The sequence below is a fragment of the Kitasatospora aureofaciens genome, assembly GCF_001188955.3.
Lineage (GTDB): Bacteria > Actinomycetota > Actinomycetes > Streptomycetales > Streptomycetaceae > Kitasatospora > Kitasatospora aureofaciens.
The window spans coordinates 191,700-213,272 of sequence record NZ_JPRF03000054.1; the positions used below are offsets into that span (position 1 = coordinate 191,700).

Below are 21,573 nucleotides of genomic sequence, written 5' to 3' on the forward strand. Positions count from 1 at the left end.
CGGCAGCCGCCCGCTCGGCGACCGGTGGAGCCGTCACGCCGGGACCTTCCGGAAGGTCTCCAGGAAGGTGGCGATGTCCTCCAGCCCCTCCCCCGTCAGGCAGTTGGTGAGCACCACCGGCCCGCCCTCGCGCACCCGCCGGGCGTCGGACTCCATGATGCCGAGGTCGGCCCGGACGTACTGGGCGATGTCGATCTTGTTGATCACCAGCAGCTCCGACTCGGTGATGCCCGGGCCGCGCTTGCGGGGCATCTTCTCGCCCTCGGCGGTGTCGAGGACGAACAGGAAGAGGTCGACCAGCACCGGGCTGAAGGTCAGGGTGAGGTTGTCACCGCCGGACTCGAACAGCAGGGTGTCGACGTCCGGGAAGCGCTCCAGCATCTCGGCCCCGGCGGCGAGGTTCATCGTCGGGTCGTCCCGCACGGCGGTGTGCGGGCAGGCGCCGGTCTCCACGCCGACCACCCGCTCGGGGTCGAGCACCCCGGCAAGGGTGCGGCGGACGTGCTGGGCGTCCTCCTGGGTGTAGATGTCGTTGGTGATGACCGCCGGGCGGTGGCCGCGCGCGATCAGCACCGGCACCAGCGCCTCGATCAGCGCCGTCTTGCCCGAGCCGACCGGTCCGCCGATGCCCACCCTGAGCACGTTGTCGGTCATGCGATTCCCTTCGATCGTAGGTGTGTTCAACTCGCGAACAGCCGGGCCTCGGCCCGCTCGTGCCGCCCGGACATCGCGTCCGCGATCGGTACGCAGCCCCCGAGGTCGGCCGACTCCCGTACCAGTGCGGCCGCCACCACCTCCCGGATCACCGGGGCGGCGGCCCGCAGGACGACCTGCGCCCTGCGGTGGTCGGTCAGCCGCAGCCGCAGCGCGGCGCCGACGAAGCTGGTGCAGAAGGCGAACAGGTCGCTGGCGACGGCCTGTTCGACCGGTACGGCGGCCGAGGCGTACGCGACCCCGGCGGCCACCGCCTGGCAGCCGGGGGCGCGCTTGTCGGCGACCAGTTCCGCGTACCGCTCCAGCGGCTCACCGCCCACCGACTCCCGGGCGATGTCCAGGAGTTGGCGGCCGGTCCGGGCGGCGGCGAGCCTCAGCTCGCGGTTGAGCTTGGTGGCGTGCAGCCGCTGGTCGATCTCGACCAGCAGCTCCCAGTCGCCCTCCGACGCGGCCCGGTGGGCCAGCGCCAGCGCCGTCGCGTCGGACGGTCCGACGCTGTGCCGCAGCAGGTCGGCGAGCAGCTCGGGCACGGTGTCGGGAGTGACGGCCTTCGCCTGGGCGTAGCCCTCCAGGCCGTGCGAGAGGGTGTAGAAGCCGCTGGGGAAGGCGGAGTCGGTCAGCTGGAGGCTGACCAGCAGGGCGTCCAGCCCGTCTCCCGTGGGGCTGCTCATGCCAGGTAGAACAGGTGGTTGAGCGGCAGTTCGCGGGCCGGCTCGATGGTGGCGGGTTCGCCGTCCAGGGTGACCTTGTACGTCTCCGGGTCGACCGCGATCTTCGGCAGGGCGTCGTTGCGCAGCATGTGCTGCTTGCCGACCGAGCGGCAGTGCCGTACCGGCAACACCCGGCTTTCCAGTCCCAGTTGGGCGGGAACGCCGAGGTCGACGGCGGCCCGGGACATGAAGCTGATCCGGGTGGCCTGCCTGGCCCGGCCGAGCGCGCCGTACATCGGGCGGTAGTAGACCGGCTGCGGGGTGGGCAGCGAGGCGTTCGGGTCGCCCATCAGGGCCCAGTTGATGATGCCGCCCTTGATGACCATCTTGGGCTTGGCGCCGAAGGAGTTGATCGGCCAGAGCACGATGTCGGCCAGCTTGCCGGGCTCCAGCGAGCCGATGTGCTCGGCGGTGCCGGAGGCGATCGCCGGGTTGATGGTGAGCTTGGCGAGGTAGCGCAGCACCCGGAAGTTGTCGTTGCGCTCGCTGTCGCCGGCCAGCTTGCCGCGCTGCTCCTTGCAGTGGTGGGCGGTCTGGAAGGCACGGGTGAAGGACTCCCCGATCCGGCCCATGGCCTGGGAGTCGGAGGAGAAGATCGAGATGACGCCCTCGTCGTGCAGCACGGTCTCGGCGGCGATGGTCTCGGCGCGCACCCGGGAGTCGGCGAAGGAGACGTCCTCGGGGATGTCGTGGCTGAGGTGGTGGCAGACCATCACCATGTCCAGCAGTTCGTCCACCGAGTTGACGGTGTAGGGCAGGGTCGGGTTGGTGGAGGACGGCAGCACGTTGGGCTCGCCGGCGATCCGCATGATGTCGGGGGCGTGGCCGCCGCCCGCACCCTCGGTGTGGAAGGTGTGGATGGTGCGGCCGTCGATCGCGGACAGGGTGTCCTCGAAGAAGCCGGACTCGTTGAGGGTGTCGGTGTGGATGGCCACCTGCACGTCGTACTCGTCGGCGACGCCGAGCGCGCTGTCGATCGCGGCCGGGGTGCTGCCCCAGTCCTCGTGCACCTTGAGGCCGCACACGCCCGCCTCGACCTGCTCGCGCAGCGCGCCCGGCAGCGAGCCGTTGCCCTTGCCGAGCAGGCCGACGTTGACCGGCAGGTCCTCCACGGCCTGGTACATCCGGCCGATGTTCCACGGCCCGGGCGTACAGGTGGTGCCGTTCGTGCCGTCGGACGGGCCGGTGCCGCCGCCGATCAGGGTGGTGATGCCGTTGCTCAGCGCCTCCTGCGCCTGCTGCGGGGCGATGAAGTGGATGTGGGTGTCGATGCCGCCGGCGGTGGCGATCAGGTGCTCGCCGGAGATCACCTCGGTGCCGGGGCCGATCACCAGCTTCGGGTGCACCCCGCTCTGGGTGTGCGGGTTGCCGGCCTTGCCGACGGCGGTGATGAAGCCGTCCTTGACGCCGATGTCGCCCTTGACGACGCCGAGCACCGGGTCCATCACGACGACGTTGGTGATGACCAGGTCGAGCGCGCCCTGGACGGCGGTGGCGGCCGGGTCCTGGGCCATGCCGTCGCGGATGCCCTTGCCGCCGCCGTAGACGGCCTCGTCGCCGTAGTGGCCCTGGTTGAAGTCCTGCTCGACCTCGACCACGAGGTTGGTGTCCGCGAGGTGGAAGCGGTCGCCGACGGTGGGGCCGAAGAGGTCGGTGTACTGCTTGCGGGACAGGATGGCCATCAGCGGTCGCCTTCGTTCCGGAAGCCCGCGCGGGGCTCGTCGTCCTTGTGGTCGAGGTTGGTGCCCTTGAAACCGCGGGCGATCGCCCGGTCGATGGCGCGGGCGCGGGTGTCCCGCGCCGTGGTGCCGCCGTCCACGAGGTTGCTGAAGCCCACCAGGCGGCGGTGCCCGCCGAACTCGGCGAGCGTGACGTCCTTGGTGTCGCCGGGCTCGAAGCGGACGGCGGTGCCGGCCGGGATGTCGAGGTGCTTGCCGAAGGCGGCGTTGCGGTCGAAGTCGAGGGCCCGGTTGGCCTCGAAGAAGTGGTAGTGGGAACCGACCTGGATCGCCCGGTCGCCCGTGTTGCTGACCGTGATCGTGGCCTTGGCTCGGCCGGCGTTGATCTCCACCGGGTCGTCGCCGTACAGGTATGCGGCGCCACCAGACATGGCTGGCCTTCCTCTCTGCCGGTTCAGTGGGGGGTGTGTGCGGGGGTGTGGGGGTGACTGTGACTGTGACTGTGTTTGTGACCGTGACCGTGACCGTGGCCGTCGCTGTGGTGGCCCCCGCCCGGGCCGTGGCTGTGGGCGTAGCCGTGGCCGTGCTCGGCGTCGAGGCCGGCCAGGATGCCGTCCTCGCCGTGGCCGAGCAGGTGCAGCGCCGCCGCCGTGCGGGCCGCGACCACGCCGGCGATCGCGGACGGCCGCAGCAGCGGGCCGCCGTCCCGTACGTCGCTGTCCCGCAGGTCGGCCGGCAGGGCCGGGCCGAAGGAGGCCGGGACGGCCGTGACCCGGTCGGCGCCGAGCAGTCGGCAGCGTTCGGCGCCCTCGGCCGAGCCGGGGTCGCCGCCCGCGAAGGCCACCTCGACCAACCGGTGCCGCCCGTACTGGCGGACCAGCCGGGCGATCCGGAACAGTTCGGCGTCCTCGAACGGCCCGGCCGCCGGGGCGGTGACGAGTACGGCGTCCCCGCCGCCGGCCGAGGCCGCGGCGGCGCGCAGCCAGCCGATCAGGTGCTCGGCCGCGCCGAAGGGCGCGGTGAGCGCGAGCCGTCCGCGGCCCTCGTCGTCGGCGAGCCAGCGCAGGGCGCGGGCGGTGTCGGCGACCAGCTTCGGGTCCCGTCCGAGGGTCATCGGTACGACGCACACCGGTCCGTCGCCGGCCGCCAGGGCCGAGCGGACGGCTTCGGCGAGCGGTCGGCCCGCGGCTGCCGCGGCGTGGACGACCGGCCCGCGCCCGGCGGGCGCGCCGCTCGGGGTGACCAGGCCCACCAGGTCGCGGCCGCCGTCACTCTCGTGCCCGCCGGCCAGGACGACCACCGCAGGCTGGGGGGCGGTCATCGCTCAGGCACCGACCGGGTCGTGGCAGGAGACCAGCTTGGTGCCGTCCAGGAACGCGGCCTCGACCTGGAGCAGCGGCAGCATCTCGCGCACGCCGGGCATGACGTCCGCGTTGCTGACGACCTGCTTGCCGATCTCCATGCACTCGGCGACGGTGCGGCCGTCCCGGGCGCCCTCCATGATGGCCTCGCTGATCAGCGCGCAGGCCTCGCTGTAGTTGAGCCTGACGCCGCGGTCGCGGCGTTTGCGGGCCAGATCGGCCACGACGTAGATGTAGAGCTTGTCCATCTCACGCGGGGAGAGATTCACGGGAACCACTCCTCCTTTCCGAGAAACCGACGGAATGCAAGTCCGATGAAAAGCAGATCAGTTGGGCCACCGTGGGGCGGAATACCGGGTTCGGCCGCCTGCGGGATCAGACCCGGCGCAGCCGGGGAATCACCGGTACCGCGGCCAGGAACAGCATGGTGGTCAGCACGAACGGCCACGTGAAGGCGTGGCCGCCGAACGGCGCGGTGCTCGCGCCGAGCGCCGGGGTCAGCACGGTCGCGGCGGCCGTGGCGGCCGCGGCGGCCGTCGCGACCAGGCAGAACGGCGCGGTCAGCGCGGGCAGCCCGCGCCCTTCCAGTAGGGCTCCGAGTGCCGCGGTCACCACCACGGCGACGACGGCGCCGAGCACCGCGACCGCGACCGTCGCCGGGTGGCCCGGGCCGAGGAGCACCGCGCACCCGAGCGCGACCAGGCACCCGTTGTACCCGGTCAGCCCGGCCTCGACGGCGTCCCGCCGCAGCCCGAAACCGTACGCGGTGGACCGCATGAAATCGACCTGGGCGCCATCGCGCAGGACTTCGACGACTAACTCGACGGATATCGGACGGGCGGCGGCGGAAGCCCTTTTCGGGGCCCCTCCCCCACCCTTTTGTTGACCCATACGGCCCATACGTCGCACCAATTCCCCGGTACGGCCGAGGGGGCTCGGGAGACTGCCCGGGAGCCCGTTCGGCGATTCGTGGGGAACCGTACTCCTGCGGATTCGGAAACGGGATGGGCACCTGGCGTTACGTCAAATCGACCGACAGTCACGACGTGGGCGCTGAGCTGCAACATTCTGTTGAAGCCACGGCGCGGCGAAGTGACTGAAGAGGGCAATTCTTTGCGAAGTTTTACTCGCGGCAGACAAGCGCCGGAATATGGCTATGCCAAGTAATCCGCGACAAATTCTGGCTATCCCGGCAATCCGGACACGCGGAGCCGTGGGAAAGCCGCGGGAATGCTGTGGGGCGCGGGGCCGATGTGGCGGAAATGTGAGTTCTTCGGGGTGCGATCGCACCGGAATGCGTGGACGGGGCTCCACGCGGCCGGTCAGGCCGCCCCGGGCCCTGCGTGGGGGGTCGCTCCGGGGCCCGCAGGGGAGGTCGCTCCGGCCTCGGTCCCGGCAGCCGTCCGACCGAGGTGCCCGAGCAGGAAGCGCTCCGAGGCGGCGAGCTCGAACTCGGGCACCGCCCGGTGGCCCCCGGGATTGGCGTGCAGCGTCTTCTGCCGCGAGCCCAGCGCGCCGTACAGTGCCAACGCGGCCTCACGCGACGAGAGTTCGTCGTCCCACTGCAGGACGAACTCCACCGGAACGGTCACCCGCCCGGCCGGCTCCAGCAGCGAGGCATGGCCCGCCAGCCCGAACACGGCGGCCCGGATTCGCGGTTCGGCCGCCGCGAGCGGGATGCCGATCACCGTCCCGAGCGACAACCCCCAGTACCCGACGGGCCCGGGGCCCCTGCCCGGCCCCTCGAGGGCGTCCAGAGTGTCCAGCACCGCCCGCCACTCGGGCACGGCCCGCTCCGCGAGCGCCGCCGTGTGCCGCGCCACCCACGCACTGATCGGCCGCCCGGCCGCCAGCAACTCCCCGATCTCGGTGGCGAACCGCTCGTCCTGCGCGGTGCGCTCCCGCTCGCCGTGCCCGGGCGCGTCGAGAGCCACCGCCGCCCACCCGTACCGCGCCACGCACGCCTGGGCCCGGTCCCGCGACCCCAGCTTGTGCTGCCCGCCACCGTGCCCGAGCAGCACCAACGGCCGCCCGCCGAGGGCCGATCCGGCCGGGTGCCAGAGCACGCCGGGCACGCCGTCATGGACGAAGCGGCGTTCCGAGACGCCGTCCGCACTGGTCTCCGAAGTGAAGTGCACCCATCCATCATGGCGCCCGACACACGTTCGAGTCCGGCCTTTGTCCCGCCTGGCCGAAGTCGCCGGGGCCCCGATTGGTACCCGACCCTCCCCGACCGTGCAGTCCTCCAGGGCCCGCTGACGGCGAACTCCCGGACGGTCGACCAGACTTCGGCGGGCTCCTCCTCCTGGGCCAAGTGCCCTGCACCGGCGACGACGGCCGTCGTCGGGTCGCGCACCCCGGCGGCGCGGAAGCCCCGGGCGTAGGCGTCGATGTCGCCGTACTCGCGGTCTGCGATGACCGGCTCGACGCGCCGGCTCCGTTGGCGCCTCTCAGCCCCGCGCTGACGGGTCCCGGAGGAAGTCCGTGAGGAGGGTGGTCACCTCGGCGGGCCGTTCCAGGTTGGGCAGGTGGCCGGCCCAGGGGAGTTCGAGGTGGCGGGCGTTGGGGAGGATGGTGGGGAGTCCGGCGGCGATGTGGCGGAAGTCCGGGAGGTCGTGGGCGCCCGAGACGGCGAGGGTGGGGGCGGTGATCCGGGTGAGGTCGACGTCTTCCTTCTCCGGGCCGCCGGTCGCCTCCAGCTGGACGTCGAAGTTGTGGCGCTGCATCCGCCGGACGTGGTCGCGGGTCGGTTCGTCGGCCTCCGGGCCGAGCCAGGTGCGGACGTTGAGTTCGACGGCGGCCTCGATGTCGCCCGCCTCCAGCAGTTCGTCCTCCTGGGCGCCGAAGGCGCGCAGGGTTCCGGAGGGTTCGTGGCCCGGGCGGCCTGCGCAGAGCAGGGCGAGTGCGGTGACCGCGTGGGGGCGCAGGGCGGCCGCGGTGAGGGCGATGCGGCCGCCGTACGAGGCGCCGACCAGGGCGGTGGTTCCGATGCCCAGGTGGTCGAGGAGGGCGAGCACGTCAGCCGCGGCGCCGTAGGGGCCGGTGGGCAGCGGGGTGTCGCCGAAGCCGCGGAAGTCGCAGCGGACGACGCGGTGGCCGGCGTCGAGGAGGGCCTGCCACTGAGGGTCCCACATCCGCCGGTCGCACACCGAGGAGTGCAGCAGGACAACAGCCGGACCGGTTCCTGAATCATCATGAGAAAGGATCACCCGGTGGATGGTAGCCAGCCAGGCCGGTCGCCCGCGAGGCAGTTCGGGCGGCAATCCGATGGCGTGACCGGCGGCGGCGCGCCGAGAATGTCCGGATGCGCGAACTGGAGCTGTCCGACGGAGTGGTCACGCTGTCCCCGCTGCGCCCGGAGGACGCGGCGGCCCACCTGGCCGGGGAGGATGACGAGCTGGTGCGGTGGCTGAGCGGCGGCCCGAGCACTCCGGAGGGCGTCGCGGCGTACTTCCGGCAGTGCCGCGAGCAGTGGGAGGCGGACGGTCCGCTGCGCGCGTTCGGGATCAGGGCGGACGAGGAGGGCGGAAACGGCGTACTGGCGGGGACGATCGACCTGCGGTTCGGGCACGCCGACCTCGCCCCCGGCCAGGTGAACGTCGCCTACGGCCTCTATCCCCCGTGGCGCGGCCGGGGCCTGGCAACCCGGGCCGTCCTGCTGGCCTCGGGGTACGGGGCGCGGGTAGGTGCGCGGGAGGCGGTGATCCGGGTGGAGCCGGAGAACGCCGCTTCGGCCGCGGTGGCCCGTCGGGCCGGGTTCCGGCCTGCCGGGCGGGCGCGGGACGGGCACGGGACGCTGCACGACTGGTACCTCCGCGGCCTGGACCTCTTCCGACCGGAGGCCGCCGGGGAGTAAGCGCTTCCGGCCCCGTCCGGGCTCTGGGTGGGTGAGGAGGTACTCATGGGAGAAGCGAAGAGCGCTCGGGACGAGGAGTTCCAGACGTTCGTCGTCGCGTCCTGGCCCCGGCTGCTACGGACGGCGTTCCTGCTGGCCGGGGAACAGTACGCGGCGGAGGACCTGGTGCAGTCGGCGGCGGAGAAGGCCTGCGCGGCCTGGTCGAAGGTGCGCCGGGCGGACGATCCGTACGCCTACGTGCGACGGATCCTGGTGAACCAGCACGCCCGCCGCTGGCGCCGTCGGCCGCCGGAGCTGCTGGTCGACGCGGTGCCGGACACGGCGGGGTCGGAGGACGGCTTCGCCCGGTCCGACCAGCGCGGGGCACTGCTGGCCGCGCTCGCCACCCTGCCGCCGCGCCAGCGGGAGGCGGTGGTGCTGCGGTACTGGGAGGACCTGAGCGACAGCCAGACGGCCACGGCGATGGGCTGTTCGGTGGGCGCGGTGCGCAGCCACGCGGCGAAGGGCATCGGGCGGTTGCGACAGGTGTCCGCTCTGGGGGAGCTGAAGGACAGGACCGAGATCGGAGGGGCGGTATGAGCACGAACGCGAACGGGGACGCCGACCTGTGGGTCGGGCTGGGCCTGGCCGAGGCGGCGTCGACCGCGAGGATCGGCCCGGCGCCGGTGGCGGACATCCTGGCGGGCGGTCGGCGGATCCGGCGCCGCCGCCGGACGGTGGTCGGCGCGCTGGCGCTGGCCTCGGTGGTGGTGCTGGCGGGCGGGGCGGTCTCCGAGCTGCGCCCCGGGCCGGCCGTCTCCCACCCGCTGGTCCCGGCCGGTCCCGGTCACGGCTCCGGCACCGGCGGCCCGCCGACGGCCGCGGCTGCCCCGGTGAGCCCGACTCCCACGACCGCCGCCCCGCCCGCACGGGACCCGTTCACCCCGGTGCGGGTGGTGGTCGGCGAGGGCACCACGCCCGAGGGCAAGCAGTGGAAGCTGTGGCGGGCCGTGTGGCCGACGGCCCCGAGGGAGCGGGCGTACGAGCAGGCGCTGGCGCTGTGGCAGGAGCGCAGCCCGTACGACTCGGCGGTCAGCAAGCCGACGAAGGAGTTCGTCGACCGGTACTACGATCCCGACTCCGACGTCGTCAACACCTACTTCACGGTGGACGGGGTGCGCCTGAGCCACGACGCCGCGGGCACCAGCCCGGCGCCGGGCAAGCTGGGCCCGCGCGACGGCACGTACATCGGCGGCGGCCTGCTGGGCGCCCGGGGCAAGGGTGACACGGTGGCCCCGGGTGAGATCGTCGGGCTGAGCCTGGGTCCCGACATCGCCCGGGTGAAGGTGACCTGGACGGACGGCACGGTCACCGAGCCGCCGCTCGTCACGGTGGCCGACTCGCCGCTGCGCGAGGCGGTGGTGGCCCGGCCGGAGGGCAGGACGGCCAGGCTCTGGGAGTACTTCGACCGGAACGGCAACAAGGTCCCGGACTCCGGGGCGCAGTTCCTGACGGGCTGACCACACCTGTCGCCCGACGCGTCGACCGCACCCGTGGTCTGACGCCTGGCCACTTGGTCCGGGTGTTCCGTGGAGGCGCGCGGCGGGGGCTGCGGGAGTGGGAAGTCGGTAGCGCCGACTTCCCACTCCCGCCGCTCCTCAGCCAGAACTCACATGTCGTCATTCCTCCCGTCTTCGCCGGGCCCCGCCCTGGAGTTGACGATCGTGTGGCATGACCGGGGCCTTGCGGCAAGGGCCCCCGTGCGCTACAGCGTGAGACCGGCGGGGAAAGCGCGTGTTGTCATCCGCGTAGGACGGCCATCACCTCACCGACCAGCACCCGCGCCCGGTCCACCGTCGCTGCCAGTGCGCCCGGCGTCTCCCCGGTGGCGCCCAGCAGTTGACGCGCACGATCACCGAAATCGGCTGGCACATCCGGAAGTTGCCCGGCGATCGCCAGCGCTCCCTTCTCGTTGAGGCACCAGCGCCGCTCGCGCGCGTACAGCGCCTGCACCAGTACGCCCACCGCCCGGGAGAGGCAGAGCGAGACGTACAGGGTGTCGCCCCGGGCCGCCCCCTTCGCCGCGACGCCGACCAGGAACTCCGCCTCCCACGCCCCACCCGTCAGGGCGTCGCGCAGCGGCTCCGGATACCGGGCGGTCTGTGCCTGGAGCGCCGCCAACTCGCCCGCGGGGTCGGCGAGTACGCGGCCGAGCGCGACCTCGCCGGGGTAGCAGGGCGACCAGAACCCCAGCGGGTGACCGGCCTGCACGCCGACCTCGTAGCGGCCGGCCCGGCAGTCCGCCCACACCCGCTCGACCCGGTCGAGGTCGCGCAGGATCCAGTCGACGGCGACCCCGTCGATGCGCAGCCACGCACCGCCGTTCACCCACGGCCCCCAGCCGCCAGGGCCGGCCACCTCCACCTCCGGCCCGGCGAGCGCCCGCAGCGCGGCGAGGTCGGGCTCGCCGCGGTAGTAGAGGCCGAGGTCCCAGTCCGACTCCGGCCGGTGCTCCCCGCGTGCCCGGCTTCCGCCGAGCATCACGCCGACCATGCCCGGTACGTCCGCGAGTCGGGCCGCCATGGCCTCGATGTGTTCGTCGATCGCCTGCATGACGGGAAGTCTGGCGGCTGGGCGGGCGCCGGGCCAGCGGATTCCGGGCGCGGCGGGTCGGGGCCGTTGAGCAGGAAGTCGGCCGGGCCGACCTGCTGATTTTCCGGCCGCCGTCAGCGCCGTGCGCCCGAGCGCCGCAGCCACTCCTGCCCCTCCGGGTCCTTGGGGTCGATCGCCAACAGCAGCTCGCCCAGGGAGCGCTGCGCCGCCGGGTCGCCCGCCCGGGCGCCGATCAGCAGCAGGTCGGCGGCCCGCTGCGGCTCTCCGGCGTCCAGCCGCTCCTGGGCCTGGGCGTGCAGACCGGCCGTGGCCCGTGAGAGCAGGCTCCACATCTCCTCGGTCGACCGGTCACCGCCCGTACGCGCCGCCCGCTGCTGGAGGACCGCCAGCAGGTTGTACTGCGCCTGCCAGTCGCCCGCCTCCGCCGCCGGGCGCAGCACCGCCTCCGCGCCGTCCAGGTCGCCCGCGGCGCTGAGGGCAGCGCCGAGCACCGGCGTGAGCAGTTCCTCCCCCTCTGCGACGGCCCGGCGCAGCAGCGGGACCGCGGCCGCCGGTTCGCCCTCGGTGTACAGCCAGATCCCGGCGAGCTTGGCACCCCCGGGGCGCCCGTTGCGGCCGGCCTGTTCCAGCAGTTCCACGGCGCGCGGAGTGTCGCCGCGGTCGTGCACCCGCAGGGCCAACTCCCAGGCGGCGTCGGCGATCCCGCCGTTCGCGGCGAGCTCCAGCAGGTACTCGGCCTGCTCGACCTCGCCGAGGTCCAGAAGCACCGAGGCCGCTCGGTGCGCGGCCTCGGCGTCGCCCTGCTCGGCCTTGGCGACGTCCCGGGCGACCTCCTCGCGGGCGGCCCGGACCTGCGCCATGTCGATGCCGAGGTGGTCGATCGCCTTCTGGTGACCCGCTTCGGCGGCGCGCAGCATCCAGCGGGCGCCCTCCTCGCTGTTCTCGTCCTGGCTCAGCAGGATGGCACCGAGGTTGAAGGTGGCCGAGAGGTGTCCGCCACGGGCGGCGAGGCGCAGGTAGTCGAGGCCCGTCGTGATCTGCCCGTTCTTGAGCAGCCGGTCGGCGAGCCAGGCGGCCGAGTCCACGTCGCCGGCGACGGCGGCCTGCTGGTGCCACCGCATGGCCTCCTCCACCTTGCCCTGGTACTCCAGCATCCGGCCGAGATCGGCCATCGCCTCGACGTCCCCTGCTTCGGCCCGGCCCCGCAGGTCCTTGACCATCCGCTTGATCTCCTGCGGCGAGGCCTCGATGTGCAGGCGCGTCCCGCCGCCGATGTCGAGCCCGGCGGGCTGCTTCTTCTTCCGCCCGAATATGCCCATGTGCCACTCCTGTTGACGTACCACGTACCCGAAGTACCTACCATCGGCCCTGCGGGTGGATCCATCAACAGGCGGTCGGGCCAGAGCCGTCCGAGCCCGGCGCGGCCTTCGCCTCCTCTTCCGCTCCCCCGGCCAGCCGGGACGCCAGTTCCTCCGCCAGCCGGGCGACCCGTCCGCGGCGGCGCCGGGCGAGGGCCAGCCCGAGGTAGCGGCGGGGGCTGGGTTCGGCCAGCGGGAGGGCGACCAGTTCCGGATGCCGGGCCAGGCCGATCTCGGGGATCAGGGCGATGCCGATCCCGGCGCGGACCAGGGACTGGGCGAACTCGTAGTCCGTCGCCGTGCACGAGATCCGCAGCTCGACGCCGGCCAGGTCGGCGTACCGGGCGAGCTGGTCGGCGGACTTGCGGCATCCCAGGATCCAGCGTTGGTCGGCGAGTTCGGCCAGGTGCGGCGCCTCGGGCCGGGACCGGTAGCGGGCGGCGGCGGGGTGGTGGCGCGGCAGCACGACGCGCAGCGGGTCCTCTCCGAGCCGCGTCCAGTCCAGCCCGGAGCGGTCGCCGGGGCGGGCGGGCGGCGGGCCTTCGAGGTGGTAGGCGAGGGCGAGGTCGGCGCGGCCCTCGCGGACGGCGGGCAGGCTCTCCTCCGGTTCCGCCTCCAGGATGGTCAGTTCGACCTCCGGGTGTTCGGCGGCGAACCGGGCGAGCGCTGCGGGCAGCAGTCGGCGCCCGCCGCTGGCGAAGGTGGCGACGGTCAGGGTGGTCCGCTCGGCCGTCAGGCGGGCGATGCGCTGCTGGGTGTCGGTGAGTTCGGCGGCGATGGCGTCAGCGGCCTCGACCAGCAGCCGGCCGGTGTCGGTGAGCGTGACGCCGCGGGTCGAGCGCTCGACCACGGGCGCGCCGAGGCCTCGTTCCAGCGCGGCGACCTGCTGGGAGACGGCAGAGGGGGTGCAGTGCAGCGCCAGGGCCGCCTGGTTGAAGCTGCCCCGGCGGGAGACCTCCCGCAGCACCGCGAGTCGCTGGACGTCGATCAATAGTTCTCCTAATGATGATGCCTCGATCTCAACACTACTGCTGACGACGGGACCAGGGCAGGCTGACCCCACCGGCAGGCGATGGGAAGGGATCGAGGGCGTGGACGTGTGTGTGATCGGCGGGAGCCGCTACTTCGGCAGACGGGTGGTCGAGGAGCTCCGCGACTCGGGTGCGGCGGTGACCGTCCTCAACCGCGGCTCCACCCCCGCCCCGTACGGTGTGACCCACCTGCGGGCCGACCGCGACGACGAGGCCTCGCTGCGCGCCGCGCTCGCCGACCGGCGCTTCGACGCCGTCGTCGACCAGGTCTGCTACACGCCCGTCCAGGCGGCCGTCGCCGCCCGGGTGTTCGCCGGCCGTACCCCGCGCTACGTGCTCACCTCCACCGTCGAGGTGTACGCCCACCTCGGCCAGCCCGGCGGCCCACCTCTCGCGGAACCGGAGCTCGACCTCTCGGCCGAGCCGGTGGACCTGCAACTTCTCTGGGACGACGTTCAGTTCGTCGCCGACCACTACGCCGAGGGCAAGCGCCAGGCGGAGGCACTGCTCACCCGGCAGGCAGCCTTCGACCTCGCCACCGTCCGTACGGCGCACGTCCTCGGCGGCGCCGACTTCACCGGACGGCTGGCCCACTACGTGGACCGGATCGGACGCGGCATCCCGGTGGCCGTCCACGCCGCACCGCAGCGCGCTTCCTTCGTCCACGAGGCGGAGATCGCCCGCTTCCTGGCCTGGGCCGCCAAGGCCGACTTCACCGGACCGGTCAACGCGGCCTCGCAAGGGCCGATGGACGTACGGGAGTTGTGCGCGGCAGTGGGCCGGGCCACCGGCGCCGAGCCGCGGCTGACCACGGGAGGGGGCGAGGCGCCCTCGCCGTTCTCCTTCGACCGCTGCTACGCCATGGACACCGGACGGGCGGCCCGCCTGGGCTACCGCTTCTCCGCCGTCACCGACTGGCTTCCCCAGGCCGTCAAGGAGGCCAGCGCATGACCGCCACCTCGACAACTGCCCTCACCCGCGTCATCGGTGGCAGCACCGTCAGCGCGATCGGCCTCGGCGCGATGCCGCTGTCCGTCGAGGGCCGCCCCGACGAGGCGCAGGCGATCGCCACCGTCCACGCCGCCCTGGACGCGGGCGTGACGTTGATCGACACGGCCGACTCCTACCACTGGCACGCGGACGAAGTCGGCCACAACGAGCACCTGATCGCCCGCGCCCTGGCGGCTTACGGGCACGACGCGGACGGCGTCCTGGTGGCGACCAAGGGCGGCCGGGGCCGCCCCGGCGACGGCAGCTGGACGGTCGACGGCGACCCGCGCCACCTGCGCCGGGCGGCCCGGGCCTCGGCCGTCCGACTCGGCGTCGAGGCGATCGACCTCTACCAGTTGCACAAGCCGGACCCGGCCGTCCCGTTCGCCGAATCCGTCGGCGCACTGCGCGAGCTGGCCGAGGCGGGCACCGTCCGGATGGTCGGCCTCTCCAACGTGGACTGCGAGCAGATCCGCACCGCACGGGAGATCCTCGGCCAGTACCTGGTGTCCGTGCAGAACCGTTTCTCCCCTGCGCACACGGCCACCCGCGACACCCTCGACCTGTGCACCGACCTCGGCCTCACCTTCCTGCCCTGGAGCCCGCTCGGCGGCATCTCGCTCAGCGCCGTCGACGACCCCGGCAGCGGCGCACCCAGGACGGACACCCCGTTCCACGCCCTGGCCCGTGCCCGAGGCGTCAGCCCGCAGCAGGTCTGCCTCGCCTGGCACCTGGCGCAGTCCCCGGCCGTCCTGCCGATCCCCGGCGCGCGCCGGCCCACCTCCATCCGCGACTCGGCAGCGGCGGCCGGGCTGACGCTGTCGGCGGAGGAACTGGCGGGCCTGCGGGTGTAATTCCTGCACCCGCAGTAACTACACCGGCAGTAACTACATCTGCCGTAACTACACCTGTCGTAACTACACCTGCAGTCACGGCACCCTGCGGTTACTGCACCTGTCGTGACTACAGGCGCAGTAACCGCAGCCGCTGTGAAGACAGCTGCCAGAAAACCAGATGTGGGCCGACAGTCCTCGCGGTAGTACTGACGCCCATGTCGCACAACCTCGTCTTTCCCGTGCTCCGCACCCCCGACCTCCACGCGGTGTTCGCCGTGGCCGACCGACTCCTCGCAGTGGGAGAGGTGGCCTCCTCCGGCGGCACCGAGATCCGGGCCAGGGTGCCGAGCCGGGCCCGTCTCAGGCAGTTGCTGGCGGCGGTTCCCGAGGCGAAGGTCCACGAGCAGATCAGGAAGGATGCGGAAACCCCGGGCGACGCACCCCTGCCGTACGCGGACATCTACACCGTCGATCTGGAACTCCCCAGTCGGCACCACGCGCGGAGCGCCGTGAGCTCGGCGCTCCGCGTCCACGACCGGCTGCAGGTCCACTGGAGCGACCTGTGGTGGCCGGGAGCCCCCGAGCTCGGACTGTCCTGGACCCGCAGACACGCCCGCCTCCAGGTCAACACCCACCACGAGGCCGACGACCTGGACCACCCGTGGATGCCCGAGCACGTCCTCTACCTCCACACCTACGTGGAAGAACACGCGGCCTGGCTCGCCGCGCAGGCGGGCGCGGAGATCATCGGCGAACCGTACTGGTTCTGAGCGCGCCCCGGCCGTGCCGGTGGGATGCCGGGCCGCTGACAGGACTGGCAGTGATCTGTGAGCGACGTGCAGGCGGCAGGCCGAAATCATGGGTTCCGCGCAGCCCATAGGCAGTCGCTGCCGCCTGACCAGCAAGGGAGTCCCGCCACCATGTCCTCCGCACCCCCCACCTCGCCCTGGAACGTCCGACGGCTGCCGCGTGCCGACGGCAGCGTCGTCCTGGTCACCGGCGGCAACGCCGGGATCGGGTACTTCGTCGCGGAGCAGTTGGCTGCCACCGGGGCGACCGTCGTGCTCGGCAGCCGAAACCCCGCGAAGGCCGAGAACGCCATGGCCTCGATCCGGGCCCGCGTGCCCGGCGCACAGGTGCGCGCCGTACGGCTGGACGTCGCCGACCTCGGGTCGCTGCGAACGGTGGCGGACGCATTGGGGGTCGAACGCCTCGACGCGGTCGTCCACAACGCGGGTGTCGCGCTCGACGACCCGCCGCGCCAGGAGACCGGGGACGGTCACGAGCTGATGTTCGGCACGAACCACCTCGGGCACTTCGCGCTGACCCACTGGCTGATGCCGCTGCTGTCCGCCGCCCCGGCGGCCCGTGTCATCACCATGGGCAGCTTCGCCGCGAAGTCCGAGCGCCTGGACCTGGACGACCTGCAGTCCCGCAGGGACTACCGGCCCAAGCGCACCTACGGGCGCTCCAAGCTCGCGCAGATGCACTTCGGCCTCGAATTCGACCGCCGCCTCCGCGCGGCCGGCAGCACGGTGGCGAGCGTGGTGGTCCACCCCGGCGGCGCGCTGGACTCCCTCACCCCCTCCCGGCCGGGGGTCCACACGAAGACCGCCGCCGCGCGCCTGGGCGCCGCGCCCGCCGCCCTGCTCCTCCAGGGCAAGCACGCCGGCGCCTGGCCCGCCGTCCGGGCGGTGCTCGACCCGGCCGTACGCGGCGGCCAGCTGTGGGGCCCGCGCGCCTTCGGCCTGCGCGGTGAGCCCCACCGCGAACCGGTGTGGGCCAACCTCGCCGACACCACCGTCGCGGCCCGCCTGTGGGACGCCAGCCGCGACCTGACCGGCGTCGACCCGGCCGCCCACCTCGGGTAGTCCACCCGGCGGCGCCTGCCCCCCAGGCCGAGGACGAGGGTCAGGAGGGAGGAGTGGGAAGTCGGCCGGGTCGACTTCCCACTCCGTTCCGCGCCCCCCTCAGCACCGCTACGACGGCACCGCAGCCCGTTCGGACTCGCTGCGCAGCACGCAGAACTCGTTGCCCTCCGGGTCGGCGAGCACCGCCCACCCCGAGCCGTCGGGGTTCCGCAGATCGCTGACCATCGTGGCCCCGAGCCCCAGCAGCCGCTCCACCTCCTCCTCCCGCGAGGTCTCCGGCCGCAGGCACAGGTGGACCCGGTTCTTGACCGTTTTCGGCTCCGGCACCTGGCTGAAGTACAGGACCGGTCCCTCCGCCAACACCACCGCGACCTCCCGGTCCCCCGGCCCATCACCCGGGCCCAGCGGACGACCGGTCACCCGGCTCCAGAAGCGGGCCAGCTCATAGGCGTCCGCACAGTCGATCGCCACGTTCCGCAGTACCGAGACCATGCCCCCGAGCCTTCCCGATTTACCCTCCGGACGCCACTGCCTGCCGCCGGTTCCCCTCGCACGGGACGGTGGCCGTGGATCTCGGCCACGAGCCCGCGACCGTCGTCGACACCCGAAGCGGCCATGATCCTGATCACACCGGGGAATGTGCTCCTCCTCTTCAATGTGCATGACAAAGGCCCTAGCGTCATGCGGGCCAGGCGCGAGTCAACTCCGCTCCTCAGGAGGAACGTTGAACATCTCGACCCTGCTCCGAGGCCGCACCGGTCGTACCGGCCGCACCAGTCGCACCGGGCGTATCGTGGCCGCCACCGCGACCGCGGTTCTCACGGCCGCCGGGCTCGGCATCTCCGCCGCAGGCACCGCGAGCGCCGCGGAGACCGGCCGGGACACCCCGCAGAGCCTGAACGGCATCACCTACAGCGCATGAACTTCCAGACGTTCAACTTCGTGTAGCGGCAGACCGCCTCCCGGCTCCCAGCTCCCGGCTCCCCGGCTCCCGGCTCCCGGCTCCCGGCTCCCGGCTCCCCGGGAACGGCACGGGGCGGGGCCACCGGGAGTGTCCGGTGGCCCCGCCCTCGCGTTCCGCTCGCCGCGGCCGGCGTCAGTTCATGAAGGTGACGTCCCAGTGGCTGCCCTCGTTGGCGTAGATGTTGCCGGAGGGGGCGGTCCACAGGTCGGCGCCGTCACCGCGGGTGCCGCTGTGGGTGAAGGTGCCGTGGATGTAGTTGGTGAGGCAGCTCATCATGGCGAAGTCCATCTTGTAGCCAGTGCCGTGGCTGTAGGTGCCGCTGGCGTGGCCGGTCTCGGTGCCGCCGGTGATGTTCAGCGGGCAGCTGCCGACGGCGTGCTTCAGGTTGATGGCGCCGTCGACCGTGGCACGGCGGATGCCGTCGAAGGAGGTGCAGCTGCTGCTGTTGCGGTCGGAGCAGTTGCCCGAGGAGGACCAGGTGATCCCGGCGGACGAGAGCATCGAGGCGGCCTGCGACTGGCTCAGGGTGTCGCCACCGGAACCGCCGGAGCCACCGGTGCTGCCACCGCCGCCGAGCAGGGCGCCCCAGGTGGCCGGGCCGACGATGCCGTCGACCGGGTTCAGGCCGGCGGACTGCTGGAAGTTGCGCACCTTGGAGTCGGTGCCGGGGCCGAAGGCGCCGTCCACGGCCAGGCCGGCGCCGTGGGCGTTGAGCTGCACCTGGAGCGCCTTCACGGCGTCGCCGTTGTCGCCGCTGCGGACGGTGACGATCAGCTTGGACCAGGTGTCGGAGCCGACGACGCCGTCCACCGGGGTCAGACCGCTGGCGCTCTGGAAGCTCTTGACCTTGTCCTCGGTACCGGGACCGAAGGCGCCGTCGACACCGGTCGCGAAGCCGCGGGCCGACAGCAGGTACTGGACCGTGGTCACGTTGTCGCCGCGGTCGCCGTTGCGGACGATCGGCCAGCTCGCGGCCTGGGCGGCGGGGGCGACGAGCACGGCCGCGAGCAGCGCGGCGAACATCGCGGCGACGAGGGCCGGGATGCGTTTCATGGCGGTTCCTCACTGGTGGGACTGAGTGCGGGAGAGGGGAGCGGAGGCACGGGCACGGGAAGGTTGTCCGTCCACCGCACCGGCCGCCGAGAGGAGACGCTAGGAGAGCCGGACGGCGTCCCTCTAGCGTTCCCGGCGTCCCTGGGACGGCGAATCGCGCTGGGGGCGCCCCCGAACCCACCACGGTCCCGAACCCACGCCCCCCGGGCCCGCAACGGCGGGCCCCGGACCCACGACGGCCCGGAACCCGCGACGGCCCACCGCCGGCATCCCGGTGGTGGGCCGTCGGCCGGAGCCCCTCAGTCCGTCGACACGACGGTGCTCTGCACGCCGCCGGTGACCCGCAGCAGTTCCTCGTACGTCATCGGCACGACGGTGTGCGGGTGCCCGGCCGCCGCCCACAGCACCTCGTACTGCCGCAGCGCGGTGTCGACGACCGTGCGCAGCGGAACCGGGTGACCGGTGGGGGCTACGCCGCCGATGGCCTGGCCGGTGGCCTCGCGGACCTGGGCGGCGGAGGCCCGGGTGATCTCGACCGCACCCAACTGCCCGGCCAGGAAGGCGGTGTCGACCCGATGGGCACCGCTGGTCATCACCAGCAGCGGCTCGCCGTCGCAGCTGAACACCAGGCTGTTGGCGATCGCGCCGACCTCGCAGCCGAGGGCGGCGGCGGCCTCGGCTGCCGTCCGGGCGGAGTCGGGAAGGACGACGATCTCACCGGCGACACCGGCCGCCGCCAGCGCCTCGGCGACCGCGAGGCTGCGCACGGGAAGGGATGGACTCATCGCCCCATCATGCCCTTCCGCGCCCGGAGGTGAGCCGCCCGGCGGCGACCCGGTCGGTTCCGGCCCGCCCGACGCCCGCCCGCGCGGCGGCGCTCAGCACCGCCCGGACGCCCGCCGTCAGCACCGAGGCGTCCCGCCCGGCGCCCCAGACCACGGTGCCGCCGATCCGGGCCTCCACGTACGCGACCGCGTCGGGCCCCGATCCGACGGCATGCTCGTTGAAGGAGAGGATCTCCGCCCCCACCGCCGCCGCCACCGCGTCCACCGGCCCGGCGCCGGTGCCCCGGCGGCCGTCCACCTCGGCCCAGTCGTCGCCGACCCGCCACTCCCGCCCGGCCCCCGCGTCCAGGTACTCGGCCCGGAACAGCCCGTACAGCTCCTCGCCGGTGATCTCCAGCCCGCTGTCGTCCGTCGTCTCCTGCACCACCCCGGCGAACTCGATCTGCAGCCGCCGGGGCAGTTCCAGCCCGGCGCCGGTCTGCAGCAGGTAGGCGATGCCGCCCTTGCCGGACTGGCTGTTGACCCGGATCACCGCCTCGTAGTCGCGCCCGAGGTCGGCCGGGTCGATCGGCAGGTACGGCACCGACCAGGGCGCCTCCCGTTCGGGCAGGCCCAGTTCGGCGGCGGTACCGGCGTGCCGGGCGAAGCCCTTCTTGATGGCGTCCTGGTGGGTGCCGGAGAAGGCGGTGTGCACCAGGTCGCCGGCGTACGGGTGCCGCTCGTGAACCGGCAGCCGGTTGCAGTGTTCGACGGTGCGCCGGATCTCGTCGATGTCGGAGAGGTCGAGCATCGGGTCGACGCCCTGGGTGTGGAGGTTGAGCGCCAGGGTCACCAGGTCGACGTTGCCGGTGCGCTCGCCGTTGCCGAACAGGCAGCCCTCGACCCGCTGGGCGCCGGCCAGCACCGCCAGTTCGGCGCAGGCGACACCGGTGCCCCGGTCGTTGTGGGGGTGGACGGAGAGGATCACCGCGTCGCGCCGGTCCAGGTGCCGGTCGACGTACTCGATCTGGTCGGCGTACACGTTGGGCGTGGCGATCTCGACGGTGGCCGGCAGGTTGTGGATCACCGGCCGGTCGGGATCGGCGTCCCACAGCGCGGTGAGGCCGTTGCAGACCTCCAGCACGTAGTCCGGCTCGGTCAGGTTGAACACCTCGGGCGAGAACTGGAAGCGCAGGCCGTCCCTTCCCTCCCCCAGCCGGGCCATCCGCTCGGCCGCCGCCGTGATCAGCGCCCGCAGTTCGTCCCGGTCCTTGCCGAGGACGACGTCCCGCCACAGCGGCGCGGTGGCGGTGTAGAGGTGGACGACCACGTTCGGCAGTCCCTCGACGGCCTCGAAGGTGCGGTCGATGAGGTCGGCGCGGGCGGCGGTGAAGACGACGACGGTGACGTCCTCCGGAACCGCCCCGGGCTGCTCGGCGAGCCGGCGGACGAAGTCGAAGTCGGTGCGGCTGGCGGAGGGGTAGCCGACCTCGATCTCCTTGAAGCCCATGGCCAGGAAGAGGTCGAACATCCGCTGCTTGCGCGCCGGGTCCATCGGCTCGGCCAGCGCCTGGTTGCCGTCGCGCAGGTCGACGGGCACCCACAGGGGGGCCCGCTCGATCCGGTGGCCGGGCCAGCGGCGCAGCAGCGCGGGAACGTGGACCCGCTCGTGGGCGGGGCGGTAGCGGTGGAAAGGCATGGCGCCGCCGCGCTGGGGGTTCCAGGCGGGGGCGTCGGCCGGGACGGGGCCGGCGGGGGCTTGCAGGGTCGGGAACCGCATGGGGATGTCCTCGG

The 21,573-nt window shown here is 73.1% G+C and carries 24 protein-coding genes and 1 pseudogene; 8 read left to right on the top strand and 17 right to left on the bottom strand.

All coding sequences use genetic code 11. The features are described from left to right. Positions 1 to 33: 33 nt before the first annotated feature. From ureG to HS99_RS30915, 9 genes are all read right to left on the bottom strand, one after another. The gene (gene ureG, locus HS99_RS30875) at positions 34 to 654 is read right to left on the bottom strand and encodes an urease accessory protein UreG (protein WP_030551775.1); all 621 of its coding nucleotides are present in this window, start codon (positions 652 to 654) and stop codon (positions 34 to 36) included. A 26-nt stretch (positions 655 to 680) separates the two neighbouring features. After that, on the bottom strand, positions 681 to 1,385 hold the full coding sequence (locus HS99_RS30880; protein ID WP_030551777.1) for an urease accessory protein UreF: 705 nt from the start codon (positions 1,383 to 1,385) through the stop codon (positions 681 to 683). Then, complete coding sequence (gene ureC, locus HS99_RS30885; RefSeq protein ID WP_030280145.1) at positions 1,382 to 3,106, bottom strand: urease subunit alpha; 1,725 nt, start codon at positions 3,104 to 3,106, stop codon at positions 1,382 to 1,384. The genes HS99_RS30880 and ureC overlap by 4 nt, the downstream gene beginning before the upstream one ends. Further along, positions 3,106 to 3,534 carry an urease subunit beta gene (locus tag HS99_RS30890; protein WP_078867118.1) on the bottom strand — a complete coding sequence of 143 codons (429 nt, stop codon included), beginning with the start codon at positions 3,532 to 3,534 and terminating at the stop codon, positions 3,106 to 3,108. Before HS99_RS30890 ends, ureC begins: the two co-directional genes overlap by 1 nt. Positions 3,535 to 3,557: 23 nt before the next feature. Next, on the bottom strand, positions 3,558 to 4,424 hold the full coding sequence (locus HS99_RS30895) for a sirohydrochlorin chelatase (RefSeq protein WP_030551779.1): 867 nt from the start codon (positions 4,422 to 4,424) through the stop codon (positions 3,558 to 3,560). Positions 4,425 to 4,427: 3 nt separating this feature from the next. After that, positions 4,428 to 4,733: an urease subunit gamma gene (locus HS99_RS30900; protein ID WP_030280142.1), complete on the bottom strand. Its 306-nt coding sequence runs from the start codon at positions 4,731 to 4,733 to the stop codon at positions 4,428 to 4,430. A 106-nt stretch (positions 4,734 to 4,839) separates the two neighbouring features. Further along, entirely contained in the window at positions 4,840 to 5,241 is a 402-nt protein-coding gene (locus HS99_RS30905) for an urea transporter (RefSeq protein WP_030551782.1), read from the bottom strand. 545 nt (positions 5,242 to 5,786) lie between these two features. Further along, on the bottom strand, positions 5,787 to 6,602 hold the full coding sequence (locus tag HS99_RS30910; protein WP_046386037.1) for an alpha/beta fold hydrolase domain-containing protein: 816 nt from the start codon (positions 6,600 to 6,602) through the stop codon (positions 5,787 to 5,789). 312 nt (positions 6,603 to 6,914) lie between these two features. After that, positions 6,915 to 7,673 carry an alpha/beta fold hydrolase gene (locus tag HS99_RS30915; protein WP_030551786.1) on the bottom strand — a complete coding sequence of 253 codons (759 nt, stop codon included), beginning with the start codon at positions 7,671 to 7,673 and terminating at the stop codon, positions 6,915 to 6,917. Positions 7,674 to 7,768: 95 nt separating this feature from the next. Between HS99_RS30915 and HS99_RS30920 the strand changes: the two genes are divergently transcribed. Genes HS99_RS30920 through HS99_RS30930 form a run of 3 tightly spaced genes read left to right on the top strand, consistent with a single transcriptional unit; the run spans position 7,769 to position 9,819 of the window. Continuing rightward, positions 7,769 to 8,320 (top strand): GNAT family N-acetyltransferase, encoded by a 552-nt coding sequence (locus tag HS99_RS30920; RefSeq protein ID WP_043388019.1) that lies wholly within the window; start codon positions 7,769 to 7,771, stop codon positions 8,318 to 8,320. 45 nt (positions 8,321 to 8,365) lie between these two features. After that, positions 8,366 to 8,899, top strand: a complete 534-nt coding sequence (locus HS99_RS30925) for a SigE family RNA polymerase sigma factor (RefSeq protein ID WP_030280135.1) — start codon at positions 8,366 to 8,368, stop codon at positions 8,897 to 8,899. Further along, the gene (locus tag HS99_RS30930) at positions 8,896 to 9,819 is read left to right on the top strand and encodes a hypothetical protein (protein WP_050366474.1); all 924 of its coding nucleotides are present in this window, start codon (positions 8,896 to 8,898) and stop codon (positions 9,817 to 9,819) included. Before HS99_RS30925 ends, HS99_RS30930 begins: the two co-directional genes overlap by 4 nt. A gap of 280 nt (positions 9,820 to 10,099) precedes the next feature. Here the strand turns inward: HS99_RS30930 and HS99_RS30935 are convergent, their stop codons facing one another. The 3 genes from HS99_RS30935 to HS99_RS30945 all read right to left on the bottom strand — a co-directional run bounded on the left by HS99_RS30935 (position 10,100) and on the right by HS99_RS30945 (position 13,261). Then, a complete protein-coding gene (locus HS99_RS30935; protein WP_043388017.1) occupies positions 10,100 to 10,912 on the bottom strand; it encodes a DUF4037 domain-containing protein in 813 nt (270 codons plus the stop codon). 113 nt (positions 10,913 to 11,025) lie between these two features. Beyond that, positions 11,026 to 12,231: a tetratricopeptide repeat protein gene (locus tag HS99_RS30940; protein WP_030551792.1), complete on the bottom strand. Its 1,206-nt coding sequence runs from the start codon at positions 12,229 to 12,231 to the stop codon at positions 11,026 to 11,028. Positions 12,232 to 12,295: 64 nt separating this feature from the next. Then, positions 12,296 to 13,261: a LysR family transcriptional regulator gene (locus HS99_RS30945; RefSeq protein WP_030551794.1), complete on the bottom strand. Its 966-nt coding sequence runs from the start codon at positions 13,259 to 13,261 to the stop codon at positions 12,296 to 12,298. A 100-nt stretch (positions 13,262 to 13,361) separates the two neighbouring features. On the opposite strand from HS99_RS30945, the gene HS99_RS30950 reads away from it, so the two are divergent. The 4 genes from HS99_RS30950 (at position 13,362) to HS99_RS30965 (ending at position 16,998) form a co-directional block, all read left to right on the top strand. After that, positions 13,362 to 14,252 carry an NAD-dependent epimerase/dehydratase family protein gene (locus tag HS99_RS30950; RefSeq protein ID WP_030280128.1) on the top strand — a complete coding sequence of 297 codons (891 nt, stop codon included), beginning with the start codon at positions 13,362 to 13,364 and terminating at the stop codon, positions 14,250 to 14,252. Then, positions 14,249 to 15,145: an aldo/keto reductase gene (locus HS99_RS30955; RefSeq protein ID WP_030551796.1), complete on the top strand. Its 897-nt coding sequence runs from the start codon at positions 14,249 to 14,251 to the stop codon at positions 15,143 to 15,145. The genes HS99_RS30950 and HS99_RS30955 overlap by 4 nt, the downstream gene beginning before the upstream one ends. A 197-nt stretch (positions 15,146 to 15,342) precedes the next feature. Beyond that, positions 15,343 to 15,897, top strand: coding sequence for a hypothetical protein (locus HS99_RS30960; RefSeq protein WP_030551798.1), 555 nt, complete (start codon positions 15,343 to 15,345; stop codon positions 15,895 to 15,897). Positions 15,898 to 16,047: 150 nt separating this feature from the next. Next, positions 16,048 to 16,998 carry an SDR family NAD(P)-dependent oxidoreductase gene (locus tag HS99_RS30965; protein WP_030280118.1) on the top strand — a complete coding sequence of 317 codons (951 nt, stop codon included), beginning with the start codon at positions 16,048 to 16,050 and terminating at the stop codon, positions 16,996 to 16,998. A 108-nt stretch (positions 16,999 to 17,106) separates the two neighbouring features. Here the strand turns inward: HS99_RS30965 and HS99_RS44275 are convergent, their stop codons facing one another. After that, positions 17,107 to 17,490, bottom strand: a complete 384-nt coding sequence (locus HS99_RS44275; protein WP_030551800.1) for a VOC family protein — start codon at positions 17,488 to 17,490, stop codon at positions 17,107 to 17,109. Between the two features lie 232 nt (positions 17,491 to 17,722). On the opposite strand from HS99_RS44275, the gene HS99_RS30975 reads away from it, so the two are divergent. Further along, a complete protein-coding gene (locus tag HS99_RS30975; protein WP_030280111.1) occupies positions 17,723 to 17,920 on the top strand; it encodes a hypothetical protein in 198 nt (65 codons plus the stop codon). Positions 17,921 to 18,094: 174 nt separating this feature from the next. Here HS99_RS30975 and HS99_RS48580 read toward each other — a convergent pair whose 3' ends face one another. The 4 genes and pseudogenes from HS99_RS48580 to HS99_RS30990 form a co-directional block, all read right to left on the bottom strand. Continuing rightward, positions 18,095 to 18,772, bottom strand: coding sequence for a peptidoglycan-binding domain-containing protein (locus tag HS99_RS48580; RefSeq protein ID WP_370863321.1), 678 nt, complete (start codon positions 18,770 to 18,772; stop codon positions 18,095 to 18,097). Then, positions 18,746 to 19,015 (bottom strand): annotated as a pseudogene (locus HS99_RS48585) (peptidoglycan-binding domain-containing protein); the annotation flags it as partial. The pseudogene HS99_RS48585 and the gene HS99_RS48580, both read right to left, overlap by 27 nt. Before the next feature lie 299 nt (positions 19,016 to 19,314). Then, positions 19,315 to 19,800, bottom strand: coding sequence for a YbaK/EbsC family protein (locus tag HS99_RS30985; protein ID WP_030551802.1), 486 nt, complete (start codon positions 19,798 to 19,800; stop codon positions 19,315 to 19,317). Positions 19,801 to 19,807: 7 nt separating this feature from the next. Continuing rightward, the gene (locus tag HS99_RS30990) at positions 19,808 to 21,559 is read right to left on the bottom strand and encodes a 2-isopropylmalate synthase (protein ID WP_050367113.1); all 1,752 of its coding nucleotides are present in this window, start codon (positions 21,557 to 21,559) and stop codon (positions 19,808 to 19,810) included. Positions 21,560 to 21,573 lie beyond the last annotated feature (14 nt).